This window comes from Mangrovicoccus ximenensis, from assembly GCF_003056725.1.
Taxonomy (GTDB): Bacteria; Pseudomonadota; Alphaproteobacteria; order Rhodobacterales; family Rhodobacteraceae; genus Mangrovicoccus; species Mangrovicoccus ximenensis.
The window spans coordinates 185,833-199,229 of the sequence record NZ_QBKZ01000002.1 but is presented as its reverse complement, the minus strand read 5'-3'; the positions used below and the strand labels follow the sequence as shown (position 1 = coordinate 199,229).

Sequence of the window (13,397 nt, the reverse complement as noted above, 5' to 3'; positions counted from 1 at the left end):
CGCAACCTTGTGGCTCACGGCAGCGTCCCTCGTGGGCGAGAGTTGGCTCCTGGTCTGACACGCTGGAGCGTCGAGGGGCTTTCGGCCTTTGTCTCGGGCAGAGCCGTGCAAGGGCTGGAGGACGTCGATTGGTGAAGAAGAAGTTCCTTTGGCAGCATCCAAGCGGCCGATGGTATGTGCGCGTTCAAGGCCGCTACCATCGGATTGCCGCGCAAGAGAGGACTCCCGAGTTCGATCTCGAATACTGGGAGATCCTGACCGGGAAGAGGATCCAGGCCAAGACCAGCTGGTCGGCCTTGATGAAGGACTGCCGGGTCTCAGATCGATGGACGTCGCTGAAGCCCCGTACCCGCCAAGATTATGAGAAGGTTCTAACCTACCTTGAAGAAAAGATCGGCGAGCGGGACGTGAAGCTGCTGTCGCGGCAGGATGTCATCAAGGCTCAGCGGGCCAACGCACACCGTGTCCGCTTTGCCAATTATATCCCGCAGATGCTGGTCATCCTATGCGAGCACGCGATCGATCTTGGCTGGCTGTCGCAAAACCCGGCAGAGGGTGTCCGGCACTTGCCGACGCCCGACGACAAGAAGCAGGCCCACTTACCGTGGACCGATCAGGCAGTGGCGACCTTCCGTAAGCGACCGGCCATCACCCTCGTTGCTTGACGCGTTGTGACGTCCGAGATGACGCCCGTAACTTAGGGGGNCCGAGCGGCCGCCGCCGGTGGCCGGAGCACGTGAAAGCCGAGATGGTGCTGGAAACCTATCGCGACGGTGTCTCGGTGGCGGACGTCGCGCGGCGCAACGGGGTCTCCGCACCGCAGCTGCATGCCTGGCGGCGCGCCGCGCGGGACGGTCTGCTGCCAATGCCCGAGGAGGATGCGCTTGGCCTGGTGCCGGTGCTCGTCGCCGGCAATGGCGGACACCGCGGCGGCGCTGGTGACCAGGATATCGGCCCGGCCATCGAGATCAGGGTGCAGGACATCCGCATCCTCGTGCCCGGCTCGTTCGATCCCGGCCATCTCGCCCGGGTGATCGCCGCCGTGCGGGACGCGACATGATCCTGCCGGGCGGGCGGAGCCTGCGGCGGCGGAGCCCGGCCCCGCCTGACCCCCTGCGCGGCGGGCGGTTCCCGCCGCGCAGTCTTCCACGCCGCGCATGGCATTCATGAGGAGATGCGCCATAGTTTCCCGCCTCATGAGCCTATCTGTAGGCAGGGCGGGGCAGACATCGTGCCCCCGCCTGCAAGACAGACAGCAAGGCTGGATACGGCTATGGAAAATATCGCAGAAAAGGTCGTGGCGATCACCGGGGCAAGCTCGGGGCTCGGTGCCGAGACCGCGCGCCATCTGGTCCGCGCCGGCGCCAAGGTCGCGCTCGGCGCCCGCCGCAAGGACCGTCTCGACGCGCTTGTCGATGAGCTGGGGGCGGACAACGCCATGGCGTTCCGCGTCGACGTGACGAAGCGCGAAGAGCTGCAGGGCTTCGTCGATGCCGCCAGGGACCGCTTCGGGCGGATCGACGCGATGCTGCACAATGCCGGGCTGATGCCTTTCGCGCCCCTGGCCGAGAACCGCCATGACGAATGGGACCAGTGCATCGACGTCAACCTCAAGGGCGTGCTCTACGGGCTCGGCGCGGTGCTGCCGGTGATGCAGGCGCAAGGCGCAGGCCAGAACATCTTCGTCTCCTCGGTGGCGGGCCATGTCTGCACGCCGATCGGCGCGGTCTATTCCGCGACCAAGTTCGGCGTGCGCGCGATCGCCGAGTCGCTGCGCCAGGAGGTCAAGGCCTGGGGCGGCCGCGTCACCGTGCTGAGCCCCGGCGCCGTCGCGACCGAGCTGCCGCAATCGATCCGGAACGAAGAGATCGCCAAGGCGATGGCCGATTACTATGCCGAGGCCGCGATTCCGGCGGATGCCTTCGCCCGCGGCGTGGTCTATGCGGTCAGCCAGCCCGAGGATGTCGACATCAACGAGATCCTGATGCGCCCGACCTCGCAGCAGATGTGAGCGGGGCCATGGCAGCGCAGGACACCGGACCGGGGCGGCCGGGCATTTGGCATGCGGGGGCGGTGCTTGCCCTGCTGATGGCCTTCGCCTCGATCTCGACCGATTTCTACCTCCCGGCGATGCCTGCCATGGCCGGGGCGCTCGGCGCCGGAGACGGCGCCATCGAATTCACCATCACCGGCTATCTCGTCGGCCTGTCGCTGGGACAGCTGGTCTGGGGACCGGTCGCCGACCGGTTCGGGCGGCGGCTGCCGGTGGCGGCGGGGCTGGGGCTCTTCATTCTCGGCTCGGCGGGCTGCGCGGCGGCCCAAGGCGTGCCCGGCATCGTCGGCTGGCGCATCCTTCAGGCCCTCGGCGCCTCGGCGGCGATCGTGCTGTCGCGCGCCATGGTCCGCGACCTTTATTCCGGCGCCCGCGCCGCACAGGTGATGTCGGTGCTGATGGCGGTGATGACCGTGGCGCCGGTGATCGCGCCCAGCGTCGGCGCTCTGGTCTCGGGCAGCTTCGGCTGGCGGGCGATCTTCGTGCTGCTGGCGCTGATCGGCATCGCCACGCTTGCCGCGCTCTTCACGCTGCCGGAAACCCTGCGCCCCGCGGAGCGCAGTCCGTCGCTGCGGCTGGGAACTGCCTTTGCCACCTACGGACGGCTGGCGCGCGACCCGATGGTGATGGGCCATGCGGTGGTGGTCGGCATGTTCTATGCCGGCATGTACGGCTATGTCGCGGGCACGCCCGCCGCTTTCATCGGCCATCACGGGGTGTCGCCGCAGGCCTACGGGCTGCTCTTCGCCTCCTGCGTGCTGGGGATCACCGGCGGCAACCTCGCGAATGCGCGGCTCGCCGCCCGCTTCGGCCCGATGCGCTGCCTGCAGGCCGGGACCGCGGGCGCGGCCGTCTCCTCGCGCAAAGCCATGGCGGCGCGGGCGGCAATGGCGGGTTCTCGGTCGAGGGCAGCCTGACGGGCGGCGAGATCTCGGGCGCGGTCAACCTGACCATCGGCGGCGGCGGCGGCGGGGGCGGCCGCGGCGGCGAGGCAGCGATCACCAATTTCGGTTCGGTGACCACTTCGGATTACGGATCGCGCGGGCTGATGGCGCAATCGGTCGGCGGCAATGGCGGGACCGGCGGAAATGTCTATACCGGCAACGTGAACATCAGCACGGAGGGCGGCGGCGACGTCACGGTCGATATCGGCGGCAGCGGCGGCTCGGGAGCGGTCGCCGGCCATGCCGGGATCGTCAATGCCGGCGCGATCGTGACCGGCGGCTACCATGCCGCGGGGATCATGGCGCAGTCCATCGGCGGCAATGGCGGCGCGGGCGGCAACGTCTTCACCGGCGCCGTCACGGGGGCGATCGGCAGTTCGGTGACGGTCGGCGTCGATATCGGCGGCGATGGCGGCACCGGCATGGATGCGGGCACCGTGGAGGTGGCGAATGCCGGCAGCATCACGACGCTGTCGGTGGGCGGCGGCGGCGGCGACGGCGGCACCGCCTCGAGCTACAGCCTCGGGATGAGCGGCGTCTGCGCGCTCGTCTCGGTCGGCAACTATTCCTGCACGTTGCCGAGCGACGAAGAGAGCCCGCAGACCGTCAGCCTGTCGATGGCCATCGATATCGGCGGCGAGGCCGGCGACGGCAGCGACGGCGGCACCGTGGAGGTCGCCAATGACGGCGTCGTCGTCACCCATGGCCAGCTGAGCCACGGCATCCTCGCCCAGTCGGTCGGCGGCGGCGGCGGCACCGGCGGCGAGGGCGATCTGGGCATCGCCGGCTGGACGACCGACAAGACCGCCTCCGAAATGGCCGGGATCGTCGCCTCGCGCACCCAGATCCGATTTTCTAATAGATTAAAACTTCGGAAAATCATNTGCTATATATAGGTTTGCTTAGCCATGCTTAGAAACATTAGATAACTAAAAGGGTTAATTATAGATTACATAATTTTATGTTATTAATAGTGGTTATTTTAATGGTAGCTCACGATGGTAAATCGTGTGATGTTAATTAATTGATAATTAAAACCTGGATAAGGTGGGTTGTGAGCATATGGTTTTGATGGTTGTGCTCATGACAATTAAGGACCGGTTCGCGAGCTACTGTTGTGAAACATTTATCGTGCCAACCACAAGCCAGCGTGGGCAACGGCTTTATCTTTTGTATAGCGTGATTCATTATAGTGCGCCAGACTGAGAAGTGGCGAGAAGTCCACGGGGGTCGCTGGGGAGTCCATGCCTTGTTTAAGAAAACGGATTCTTGAACCTCTTTCACGCTCATGTCACGTCGAGGTACTGCAGAAAAAAGAACTGCAAAATCCGATCCAATTTTTCGTAATCGATTAGTTAACATGGTGGTTAANAATCCACTATTGGTTTTACGTCAAGCAATACGTAGAGTAACTCCCAATATAGGAGTAAAAACAAGACGTAATAAAAAAGGATCGACGCGGAAAGTTCCGATTGAAATAGGATCTAAACAAGGAAGAAGCGCAGGCGATCCTCGCCGAAATGGCCGGCTGACCGGAACTCCCAGGCGTTGCCGCATCCCGGCAGCGCCCCGACCCGCCGCTCTTCCCTTGCGGATCGCAGGCCAGGCAGGCCGCCGGTTCCCGAAACGGGCAGCGGCAACTTTCCCCGCCGAGCCCCCCCTGCCCGCAACGGCTCCGCAGGCTCCGGCACGCCGATGGCCAGCCATCGGCCCGTCTGCACGGATCAGTCTTCGGGCAGGTCGTCGTTGATGTCGTAGTCGAAGCGCTTGCTGCGCGGGCCGCGGCCGCTGCCCCAGCGGCGCAGCCCCAGCCAGGCAACCAGCGAGACCAGCGCGAAAACCAGCGCCAGCGCGGGCACCGAACCGGCCAGGACAGCGGCGAAGGGCCCGCCGACCGACAGCAGGATGCCGACCGCGAGCGCGCCTATGGCGAAACCGAGGAGGATGTAGCCGGGCAGCAGCACCTCGCCGATGCCGAGGACCACCGCAGCCAGAAGCCAGATCCAGCCTGACCCGGCCATCACGGCCGCCCCTTCAGCATCTTGAACGCATCGCCGAAAGCCTCGAGCGCCGCAGCCGGGACGATCACCGTCTGCTGGCCCTGCCCCTCGCCCAGCGATTTCAGCGCTTCGACCTGCTTCAGCGCCACCTGGTACTGCGCCGCCGCCAGCCCGGTCTCGGCGATCGCCTCGGCCACCGCCTTGGTCGCATAGGCCTCGGCATCGGCCTCGACGCGCCGCGCTTCCGCCCGCTTGGTGGCCGCGTAAAGCTCCGCATCGGCCTGCAGCTCCACCGCGCGCTTGCGGCCCTCGGCCTCGGTGACCTGTGCGCGGCGGGCGCGCTCGGCATTGAGCTGCTGGAGCATCGCATCGCGGGTCGCCCGGTCGAGTTCGACATCGAGGATCTCGACCCGCGTCACCTCGATCCCCCAGTCATTGACGGCATCCGCAACCGACTCCTTGATGGTCGCGATCAGCCGCGCGCGGTTGGCCTGAACCTCGTCCAGCTCCATCTGGCCGATCTCGGCGCGCACGATCCCGGCGACGGTGGTGGAGATCGCCCCGTCGACGTCGCGGATGCGGTAGACCGTCCGCTCGGGTTCGGTGATCCGGTAGAAGACGCTGGATTCGACCTGCACCAGCACGTTGTCGGCGGTGATCGCGTCCTGGCTCGCCGGGGGCAGCTGGCGTTCGAGAATCGACACCTTGTGCGCCACGCTGTCGAGGAAGGGGATGATCAGGTTCAGCCCGGGATTGAGCACCGCGCGCAGCCGCCCGAAGCGTTCGACCACATATTTCTCGGATTGCGGCACCACGCGGACACCGAGGAACAGGCAGAGCAGGATGAACACCGCCAGCGCCACGGTGACGAGGCCGGAGCCGGAGAGCGGGGGAAGCTGGGACAGGTCCATCGCGGAGCCCTTATGATGGCATTTCCCCAATATGTGCGCTTTCCGCCGCCGCCGCACAAGAACGCGGCGCAGCCGGCTCCGGAATTCCCGCCCCGGACGGGAACCATGTCCTGCGACATACGTTCAAAGGCAAAGACGGAACCGGCGACCATGACGAATTTCCTGCCTGCCCTCCTGCGCAAGCTTCTGCTGGATCTGCGCTATTCCTACTGGTTCGTCCCTTCGGCCATGGCGCTGGCGGCGCTTGGCGCCGCGGTGCTCTGCGAATGGCTCGACCGGCAGGGCGTCACCGGCTGGATGCCGCATGTGCTGTTCCAGACCGATGCCGGAGCCGTGCGCTCGGTGCTGGGGGTGATCGCCTCCGCCGCGATCGGCGCTGCCGGGGTGATGTTCTCGATGACCATGGTGGCGGTCAGCTTCGCCTCGTCGAATTTCGGCCCCAGATTGATCGGCAATTTCATGCAGGACCGCGGCGTGCAGGTGTCGCTCGGCGTGCTGCTTTCGACTTTCGTCTTCTCGCTGACCGTGCTGCGCGGCGTGCAGGACGGCGAGAACGGCTTCGCCTGGCTGCCCGCGCTGTCGCTGACGGTGTCGCTGGGACTTGCCTTCGTCTCGGTCGGGGTGATGATCTTCTTCGTCCACCACATCCCCGAGATCATCTCGCTGGAAAACGTCTCGGCCGCGCTCGGCCGCCGCCTGCAGGAGACGATCGAAGCGCTGCCCCAGGCGGGCCCCGGCAGCGCCCCGGCGCCCGCCGGACGGACCGAGACGGTGGCCCTGGAGGCGACCGGCTATCTGCAGGCGCTCGACTGCGACGGGCTGCGCAAGCTGGCGCAGGAAAACGGCTGGGTGCTGCGGCTGGAGATCGCCCCCGGAGACTTCGCCGGCCCGCATGTGCCGGTCCTGACCGTCGGCAGCGAGGAACCGCTGGGCGACCGCGACCGCGACCGTCTGCGCGGCTGCTTCGCCACCGGCACCGGGCGGACCGAGGCGCAGAACCCGCTCTTCATCGCGCAGCAGCTGGTCGAGATCATCGCGCGGGCGCTGTCGCCCGGGGTGAACGACCCGGTGACGGCGATGAACTGCCTCAACTGGCTGCATGCGGCGCTGCACCTGCTGGCCGCGCGCGGCCCGGTCGATCCGGCCGGGGCCGAGGGGCTCTGCGATCCGGAGCGGCTCCTGGGCTTCACCACGGTGCTGGAGACCGCGCATACCGACACGCGGCCCTATGTTGCGCCCGACCCGATGGTGTCGCGCCATGCGCATGGCCTGCTGTGTGCTCTGAGGGACAGGCTTGCGCCGGGACCGCGCCGCGCGGCGGTGGAGCGGCAGATCGCGACGGCAGGCGTCACCACTTCACCACTTTTTGAAGCGAGCTCCTTCATCGCGGCGAGAGCTGGCCTCCTTCGCCGCGGCCTGCGTGCTTCGGGAAAACGATCGCCCGGATCGATGTCCGGTCCTCAGCCCTCCCGCCGTCAGCCTGCCTGCAGCGCAGAGCGGCTGGCCAGCTCGCTCGCCAGCCAGCGCGAGGCCCATCGCGAACCGCACCGCCACATGGGGCGGGATCGCATCGTGCGCTTCCGTCGCGGGAAAGGGCGCGCGCCGCGGCTGATGCCGCCGCTACATCCTGCCCTGTCCGAAGATTCACGGCAAGACGGATCACGGTTTCATCCGGCAGATGACATCCCCCGCGGCCGGACAGCCGGGACGCCGGGACGATCCCCAAAGCCGCAACGCATCGGCGAAGCCCTTCGCCGCGATCAAGCCGGAAGAGCCGCTCGATCTTCCCCCTGCTCCGGACGTGGCTGGTCAATCCGGGCCGCGGCTTCCTGGTGGAACGCGGAATCGGGGCCGGAACCGGGCGCCACCTTGTCCGGAAGGCCCTGGCCGTGCCGACCGCAGAGAGCCCAGGCGACCTTCCGCATCGGAGGCGCGCGCTCCTGTCCGGCACGCCCGCGGAGCCGGAGACGATCAACGATCGGGGCGCTTGCCAGGGCGGAGCCGGGGCTGACGGAGATGCCGGGCGCCGGTCCCGAGATCGCGGCGGCGCTCGTGCCCGCCATCGGCACCGGCAGCAGCTTCGGCACTGGCCACGCTGCTGCCTATCGCAACGGGCGGCAGGGCCCGGCGGGCCGGGGTTTCGAAGCGCGTCAACCGGCATTTGCGCGACCTCTCCATTCACGCGCCCGCCCCCTCGTGGAGGGTTGTTGTCACCGTCGTTCGATCTGAAACCATGCAGCGAGGCGGGCAGGACGGGATGACGATTGGCTTGCTCACCGGAACGAAAGGCGGCGGTTCTCGCGAATTGAGCACCTTGAGCGCCTCGGCATTGGCGGCGGGCGTGTCCTCGGCCAGCAGCACCCGGCCGAGCCCGGCCATCACCTGGGTTTCGCGCGGCGCCAGCTCCGCGGCGCGGCGGTAGGAGGCCTCGGCAACGTCCATGCGGTTCGATTCCAGCGCGATCCAGCCCTTGAGCTCGTGCAGGTAGGCGTCGTCGGGACGTTCCGCCAGCACCGGGTCGAGTTCCGCCCAGGCGGCTTCGGCGCGGCCCATCTTGTACTGCGCCAGGGCGCGGCCGATATGGCCGGCGTCCGAGCGGTCGGACGCCGGATAGCGGCCGAAGGTGAAATCGGGATCGCGCAGGTAGCCGCCGAGCTTGGCCTGCAGCCGCGCGAACCAGTAATCGGCGCTGGCGCGGTCCGAGGTCTGCGGCCCCAGAACCTCGGCATAGCTCTCGATCGCGCGGATCCGGTCGCGCGACAGCGGGTGGGACCGCAGGTAGGGGTCCTGGCGCACCGGCGACATGTCTTCCTGCCCGGCGAAGAGCGCCATCACCTCGGCCATGGCATGCGGGTCGATCCCGGCGCGCGCCATGAAGCGCATGCCGGAGCGGTCGGCGGCGCTCTCTTCCTCGCGGGTATGGCCGAGGAACACGCCGCGCGCCGATCCGGCCGAGCCATAGGCGATGCCGAGCCCCGCGCCGGGGCTGCCGGTCACGGCGGCGGCCTTGCGCGCCAGCGCGCGGCCCGCGGCGCGGTTCGGGCTCGGCGCCAGCGGATCCATGCCCTTGTAGGGGTCCTCGAAGAGGCCCTGCTGCGCCTTGAACCTCAGCACCCGGAGGCAGGCCCGGTCGATCAGGCCGCGGATCGCCGCGGCGGAAATCGACAGGCCGATCTCGGGTGCATCGAGCCCTTCTTCGGCAAGCCGGGGCAGGTGGCGCAGGTAATCCTCGCCGACCATGTCCATGTCGATCCCGGCATGGAGTGCGCGGGCCACCACCATTTCCGGCGTGCCGACCCCGTGCGCGGTCAGCTCCTTGACGCCCGTGTAGTCCGAGACCACCAGCCCGTCGAACCCGGCCGTGCCCCGCAGCCAGCCCTCGATCAGCGGCTCATGGGCATGCATCGGCATCTTGTTGACCGCGTTGAACGAGGCCATGACGCCTTCGGCCCCGGCCTTCACCCCCGCCACGAAGGGAGGCAGGTAGATGTCGAGCAGGTCCTCCCAGGCCATGGTCGCGTTGTCGTAGTCGCGGCCCGACTGGGTGGCGCCATAGGCGACGAAATGCTTGAGGCAGGCCGAGACCCGGCCGCCATTGTTCTCCTGCAGCCCGCGGGTCACCGCCTCGGCGATGCAGGAGGCCAGGTGCGGATCCTCGCCCGGGCTTTCGGCAACCCGGCCCCAGCGCGGATCGCGGCTGATGTCGATCATCGGCGCATAGACCTGGTGCAGCCCCTCGCTCGACGCCTCCTCGGCGGAGAAGGCGGCGCAGGCGCGGATCAGCTCCATGTCCCAGGAACAGGCCTGGGCGATGTTCAGCGGAAAGATCGTGCGGTGGCCGTGGATCACGTCCTCGGCGAAGAACAGCGGGATGCCCAAGCGCGACCCGGCGATGGCGCGTTCCTGCATGGCGCGGGTGCTTGCGCGGGATTTGGTGCCGAAGATGGCGCCCACCTCGCCGGCATCGAGCCGGCGCGCCAGGGGCGTAGAGGTCTCGGCCCCGGTGGTCAGGCCCTCGCCGGCGGCGAGGAGGTTGAGCTGGCCGATCTTCTCGGCCAGCGTCATCCGGGCCAGCAGGCCCTGCGGATCGTCTTGCGTGGTCACGTATGGACCCCCTTGCTACGGGGTCACTCCGCGACGAGCTGCGCGACCCCCAGATTGCCCTTGCCGACAGGACGGACCATGCCGATTCCGTTCCGGATTCCAAGCACTGCGTTGTAGAAGGGCAGCCCGTCCGGATCATGCGGCACTTCCTTGCCATGCAGGACGGCAAGCACCGAAGTCCCGGGAAGTTCCTCGCGGATCGTCATGTGGAACTCGGCGGTCGCTACCATGTCCATCGCCGAGGTCGCCTCGTCCAGAAGCAGGATCTCGGGCTTGTGCAGCAGGATGCGCGCCAGGACCAGCCGCTGCTTCTGCCCGCCGGAGAACACGTTCCGCCACAGCTGCCCGTCATGCAGCTCCTCTGCCATTGCGCCGATGAACTGGCCGAGCCCGACCCGGTTCAGCACATGCGCCACGCGGATGTCGTCGAACGCGGTCTCGCGGGCAGGGTAGGTGGCCAGCGCCTTGAGCGTCAAACGGTCGGGCAGGTCGGGCTCCTGGCCGGCGAAGAACAGCCGGCTGTCGTCGCGGCGGCTGACCGTGCCGGTGCCGTATGGCCAGAGCCCGGCCACGGCCTTCAGCAGCGAGCTCTTCCCGCAGCCGTTGCGGCCGTGGAAATAGATCCAGTCGCCTTTCCACAGTTCCAGCCGCGGCACCGAGACGAAGGCGTCGCTGCCATGGCCGCGGTGGTTCAGCGCCAGGCCGGTCAGTTTCAGCACCGGGCCGGTCTCGTGGGTCTTCTGGCGGAACTCGTTGACGCCGGTCTCGCGGTAGAAGGTCTCGCGGTCCTGCACGCGTGCCACCGCGCGGGCGAGCTCGGTCAGGCGGTCGGCATTGGCGCGCAGGTTGGCGATCGCGGGCATCACGTTGATGAACCACGAGGTGTCCGAGATCAGCGCGGCGGTCAGCTCGGAGCTGGCCGCGAAGGTGCGGAAGCTCATCTGCCCCGACATGTAGGCCGGCAGCGCCGGGAGATAGGCGAAGAGCCGCGAGCTGAGGAAGTTGTAGCTGTCGGTGAACAGCAGCATCCCCGCCGACCAGCGGTTCTGGCGGCCCCAGGTGCGGTCGATATCGGCATAGAGCCGGCCGTTGACGTCGCGCTGCACCCGCTGGCCCTTGGAGGCGGCGAGCTTGGTCACGCGGTTCAGCATCGCGTTCCATTCGCCGCGCCAGGCGCCGTCATGGCGCTGGCGCGCGACGGTCAGGGTCTCGATCACCTTGCCGATCATCCAGGCGATGGCCGTGACGGTCGGCACATAGGTCAGCACCAGGAGGCCCGACAGGATCGCCGTGCCGTGGATTCCGGGCTCGATCACGATGGCCTGCGCCAGCCCGGGCAGGCCCATGGCGGTCAGCCCGTCGCGCGCCGAGGCGGCCCAGCTGTCGAGGAAGGCGACGGCCTGGCTGCGTTCGAGGAGCGCCTGCGAGACGAACCAGATCGAGGCGATCGCGCCCCAAAGTCCCATCGCCAGCCCGATCACCCCGCCATAGAGGCCGATCGAGCATTCGTCGATGCGCTGGTCGATCGCGTCGGGCAGGCGCTGCTTTCCGGCGTCGCCGCCCTTGTCGGAGCTGAGGTCGAGCGCAATGCGCTGGTCGGCCAGCACGGCGGAGTCGAAGCGGCCGACCATCCAGGACCGCGCCTTGCGGTGCAGGTGGCTGGACATCAGGTGGCGGGCGGCGACGCCGGCGGACTTGCCGAGGAAGATCGCGACGAAGGCGAATGCGGCGGCGAACAGGATGCCGGCCGCATCCTCGCCGGTATTCAGGTTCCGGTGGAAGCCCGCCAGGGAGGCAATGAAGTCGGCGCTGGCCGTGGCGGTCCAGACGCTGGCCTTGCTCAGCAGCGTCGTAAGCGCGAAAATCGCAATGGTCAGCAGCCAGGCTTCGCGCCAGCGCTCCGACACCCAGTAGGCCGTTATCAGGCCCCAGAAACTTGTGAACTTCTTCATGCCCGTTCCCCATTCGCGGAACTCAGGGAAGAGCATGCTTGTTGACACAGGTTAACAATCTGCCTAGCGGCAGGTCCTGGCTGTCTGTGACGTTACGTGCAACTCGCCTGAATTCCTGATTTCGCCCGCGCCCCGATCATTGGTGAGGTCTTCAAGAGCCCTTTCCTTGTAGGCGGATTTTCGCCGAATGTCCAATTATTGATGAATTTTACAGGCTCATATAGCGGTTTTCCGGATCACGATTAACGTCAGCGAAGGGTTTTGCCGCAGCCCGCACAGATTCGGCGGGAACCTTTTCCTGCCGTTGCGCGTTTGGGGCGACCGCCGGGCGCGATTCGTTAACCATCGAACAATCGTCCTCCGGGCCGTCCGCCGGGCTTGACCTGCGCCGCCGCCGCCCCGAGCCTGAGGCCGTCCCCGTCTCCAGGAGCCCGTCCATGATCGTCCGCGCCGCCGCTTTCTGCCTCGCCCTTCCCGCTGCCGCCGCCGCCCAGGAGAATGTGTCCCGCATCGCCGTCATGTCGGCCTTCGCCCCGGAATGGGGCATGCTGGTCGAGGCGCTGGAAGGCGCCGAAAGCGGCAGCCTGAACGGCGTCACCTTCGTCACCGGGCGCCTCGCCGGGCAGGAGGTGGTGCTGTTCCTGTCGGGGATCTCGATGGTCAACGCCGCCATGACCACCCAGCTGGCGCTCGACCATTACGACATCTCGGCGATCGTCTTCTCCGGCATCGCCGGCGGCGTCGACCCGTCGCTGCATGTCGGCGACGTGGTCGTGGCCGGGCAGTGGGGCTCCTATCTCGAGGCGCTGATGGCGCGGGAAACGCCGCAGGGATATCTCGAGCTGCCCTTCTTCGAGACCGATTTCCCCAATTACGGCATGATCTTCCCGAAACCGGTGGAGGTGATGCGCGACGGCATCGAGGCGCCCGAGCGGAAATTCTGGTTCGAGGCCGACCCGGCGCTGCTGGCCACCGCCCGCGAGGTCGCCGCGGAGATCGAGTTCGAGACCTGCGCCGGCGAGACCGCGTGCCTCGGCAGCCCGCCGCGGGCGGTGGTCGGCGGCAACGGCGTCTCGGGCATGGCCTTCCTCGACAATGCCGATTTCCGCGAATACGTCTTCGACACTTTCGACGCGCAGGTGGTCGACATGGAAAGCGCGGCCGTCGCGCAGGTCGCCTGGGCCAACCGGGTGCCCTTCATCGCCTTCCGCTCGCTGTCGGACCTCGCGGGCGGCGGCGAGGGGGCGAACGAGATGGAGACCTTCTTCGCGCTCGCCGCGGGGAACTCGGCGACGATGGTCACCGCCTTCCTTGCGGCGCTGGAGTGACAGGTAAGGCTGCGCGGGGGTTCCCTGTGGACAAACCGCCGCGCTTCCGCTAGAGGTCCGCATTCCTTGCGCCGGGACGGACCCCGCGCCGACCCGATGGACACA

Annotated in this window: 11 protein-coding genes; 7 read left to right on the top strand and 4 right to left on the bottom strand. The window is 67.5% G+C overall.

What is annotated here, in order from left to right; translation table 11 throughout:
- Positions 1-131 precede the first annotated feature (131 nt).
- From C7T91_RS07360 to C7T91_RS39170, 5 genes are all read left to right on the top strand, one after another.
- Positions 132-665 (top strand): hypothetical protein, encoded by a 534-nt coding sequence (locus C7T91_RS07360; protein WP_108258691.1) that lies wholly within the window; start codon positions 132-134, stop codon positions 663-665.
- A complete protein-coding gene (gene tnpA / locus C7T91_RS07355; RefSeq protein WP_269100369.1) occupies positions 662-1,060 on the top strand; it encodes an IS66-like element accessory protein TnpA in 399 nt (132 codons plus the stop codon). The genes C7T91_RS07360 and tnpA overlap by 4 nt, the downstream gene beginning before the upstream one ends.
- A gap of 213 nt (positions 1,061-1,273) precedes the next feature.
- Positions 1,274-2,011 carry an SDR family oxidoreductase gene (locus tag C7T91_RS07350; RefSeq protein ID WP_108258690.1) on the top strand — a complete coding sequence of 246 codons (738 nt, stop codon included), beginning with the start codon at positions 1,274-1,276 and terminating at the stop codon, positions 2,009-2,011.
- Between the two features lie 8 nt (positions 2,012-2,019).
- Entirely contained in the window at positions 2,020-2,970 is a 951-nt protein-coding gene (locus C7T91_RS32320; RefSeq protein ID WP_201742015.1) for a Bcr/CflA family efflux MFS transporter, read from the top strand.
- Positions 2,971-4,285: 1,315 nt separating this feature from the next.
- Complete coding sequence (locus tag C7T91_RS39170) at positions 4,286-4,747, top strand: uS7 family ribosomal protein (protein ID WP_108258689.1); 462 nt, start codon at positions 4,286-4,288, stop codon at positions 4,745-4,747.
- Here the strand turns inward: C7T91_RS39170 and C7T91_RS07335 are convergent.
- A complete protein-coding gene (locus C7T91_RS07335) occupies positions 4,722-5,018 on the bottom strand; it encodes an NfeD family protein (RefSeq protein ID WP_108258688.1) in 297 nt (98 codons plus the stop codon). The genes C7T91_RS39170 and C7T91_RS07335 overlap by 26 nt on opposite strands.
- On the bottom strand, positions 5,018-5,908 hold the full coding sequence (locus C7T91_RS07330; protein ID WP_108258687.1) for an SPFH domain-containing protein: 891 nt from the start codon (positions 5,906-5,908) through the stop codon (positions 5,018-5,020). Before C7T91_RS07330 ends, C7T91_RS07335 begins: the two co-directional genes overlap by 1 nt.
- Positions 5,909-6,058: 150 nt before the next feature.
- On the opposite strand from C7T91_RS07330, the gene C7T91_RS07325 reads away from it, so the two are divergent.
- Positions 6,059-8,137, top strand: a complete 2,079-nt coding sequence (locus tag C7T91_RS07325) for a DUF2254 domain-containing protein (protein ID WP_161555786.1) — start codon at positions 6,059-6,061, stop codon at positions 8,135-8,137.
- Here the strand turns inward: C7T91_RS07325 and C7T91_RS07320 are convergent.
- Both C7T91_RS07320 and C7T91_RS07315 read right to left on the bottom strand, forming a co-directional pair.
- A complete protein-coding gene (locus C7T91_RS07320; RefSeq protein WP_108258685.1) occupies positions 8,087-10,012 on the bottom strand; it encodes a glycoside hydrolase family 3 N-terminal domain-containing protein in 1,926 nt (641 codons plus the stop codon). The genes C7T91_RS07325 and C7T91_RS07320 overlap by 51 nt on opposite strands.
- Positions 10,013-10,035: 23 nt before the next feature.
- Positions 10,036-11,964, bottom strand: a complete 1,929-nt coding sequence (locus C7T91_RS07315) for an ATP-binding cassette domain-containing protein (RefSeq protein ID WP_161555785.1) — start codon at positions 11,962-11,964, stop codon at positions 10,036-10,038.
- 437 nt (positions 11,965-12,401) lie between these two features.
- On the opposite strand from C7T91_RS07315, the gene C7T91_RS07310 reads away from it, so the two are divergent.
- The gene (locus C7T91_RS07310) at positions 12,402-13,292 is read left to right on the top strand and encodes a 5'-methylthioadenosine/S-adenosylhomocysteine nucleosidase (protein WP_201742013.1); all 891 of its coding nucleotides are present in this window, start codon (positions 12,402-12,404) and stop codon (positions 13,290-13,292) included.
- Positions 13,293-13,397 lie beyond the last annotated feature (105 nt).